This is a genomic window from Gemmatimonadota bacterium (assembly GCA_016209965.1).
Classification (GTDB): Bacteria; Gemmatimonadota; Gemmatimonadetes; order Longimicrobiales; family RSA9; genus JACQVE01.
On sequence record JACQVE010000165.1, the window covers coordinates 1 to 2,064 of the forward strand.

General features: G+C 66.3%; 1 protein-coding gene and 1 pseudogene. Both read right to left on the minus strand.

Going from position 1 to position 2,064, the window contains the following annotated elements; translation table 11 throughout:
* Window positions 1-184 (minus strand): hypothetical protein (locus HY703_06600; GenBank protein MBI4544844.1); only part of this gene is annotated, 184 nt, incomplete at its 3' end.
* Window positions 185-1,590: pseudogene (locus HY703_06605) on the minus strand (IS3 family transposase). It abuts the gene before it with no gap.
* Window positions 1,591-2,064 lie beyond the last annotated feature (474 nt).

Genomic DNA, 2,064 nt, shown 5'->3' on the forward strand with positions numbered 1-2,064 from the left:
CCATCAATCGGACCGTGAAGCGCTTTTCATTCGGTATGACCTCGGCGACCAGGTTTTTTCTTTGGTTGAGCACGAACATGTTGCCGGCCTCCTCCTCGGCCATGGTCATTTCTACCGGCAGCAGCAACAAGTCGAAGTCGCGGCGGAATCTGTCAAGCCCCTTGAGACAGTCGGTGGTCGACAATTAGTGAGCAGCCTCCTGCCTGGTCGGCTCGTTGATCCATACTGCAGTCGGTAGCGCCGCCGGACGGGGCACGCCCCGTACGAAGCGTGCGGGATGGGCGGGATGAGCCGCAGCCAGGACCCGGGCGCGCTCAGCGTGGAGTGCTTGGGCTTGACCGAAGTGGGCCGCGGCCGGAGTCATGAGACCGATGCCGGTGTGACGGTGCTCATGGTTGTACCAGTGGAAGAACGGCCGGCAGAAGGTCCGCGCGTGCACGATCGAGCCGAAGCGATCCGGAAAGTCAGGGCGATACTTGAGCGTCTTGAAATGCGCCTCCGAGTACGGGTTGTCGGTCGAGGTATACGGGCGTGAGTGGGTCTTGGTCACGCCCAGGTCGGCCAGCAGGAACGCCACCGGCTTGGAGGTCATCGCGCTGCCCCGATCGGCGTGGATGATCAGCTGACCAGGAACGATCTCATGCTGGGCCAAGGCCTGAGCGATGAGCTGCTCGGCCAAGCGCGCCGACTCGCGGTACTGTACGGTCCAGCCGACCACATACCGGCTGAAGACATCGAGAATCACGTAGAGGTAGTAGTAGGTCCACTTGGCCGGTCCGAGCAGCTTGGTGATGTCCCAGCTCCAGAGCTGGTTGGGGCGCTCGGCCAACAGTTCCGGCTTGGTATAAGCCGGGTGAACCAGTTGATCCCGTCGCTCCCGCACGTCAGCGCGTTCGCTCAGCAGCCGATACATCGTGCGTTCCGAACAGAGGTAGCGGCCTTCATCCAACAGCGTGGCCCACACCTGGGCGGGCGAGCAATCCACGAACCGATCGGAGTTCAGGATCTCGACCACGGTAGCACGCTCCCGGTCCGAGAGCGCGCGCTCCGGCTGCGGTCGGGGCTGCGCCGTTCGAGGCGCAGGCGGGCGCCGATGCCGGTAGATGGTCGCCGGCGCCATACCCAGGGCCCGGCACGCCGGACGCGTCCCGACCAGGGGCGTCAGTTCTTCCACGGCCTGTTCCATCATGGCCTGCTGCTCTCCTCCGACCGTGCGCCCCTGGGCTCGAGCAGCTCGCCCAGAAGCGCGCAAACGTTTCCCTGCACTTCGATGACCTTGCGCGTCTTCGCCAACTCGGCTTCCGCCCGCTCCGCGCGCCGCCGCAACTGGGCGTTCTCGGCCTCGAGCGGATGCGGCTTGCGCCGGCCCCGCCTGCGGGCGAGCGCCGCCAGCGCGCCCTGGTCCCGCTGCTGCCGCCAGGTCGAAAGGTGCGAGCTGTACAACCCCTCTCGGCGCAGCAAGGCGCCCACCTCTCCTGGCCCACTGCACGCATCCGCCTCCCGCAGGATGTGCAGCTTGTACTCGGCCATGAACCGCCGGCGCCGCGGCCGCTCGAGCAGCTCCGGGTCGGGTCGACCCTCCAGAGCCACTCGCGCCGAGGCCTTTGCGCTCCGCTCGCCTACGGCTCGCTTCGCTCCGTGGCCTCGGCCCCCATTCCTCTTGACATCCACCATCGTCTGCTTCCACCTCGCCCTTGCTCAGTATTTCCCTCGATGATAACCGTCTCACGTAATCTTGGCAGAGAGGGGTGCAGTTCGACCGTTTCGGATGGCCGGATCGGCCCCAAGAAGGGAGCCTCGATCGCCAGGAGGCGACGTCGCTGGTGTCGGTGCTGCGAGCCCACACCACCACGCCAAACGACTGTTGGTTGGCGATCTGGCACGGCTTCGGCCAGCTGACTGGCGCGGTGAGCGTGCTCCTCGTCCGAGAGCGCGGGCTGCGCGGCTGGCTGCGGCGGCGGCGCACTGGGCGGAGTCACACGCTCGACCCACCGAGCGATCTGGTCTACGCGCCGACCGTATCGCTTCCCGCTCGGGAGTACTTCCTGTACCGCGGGCCGATCG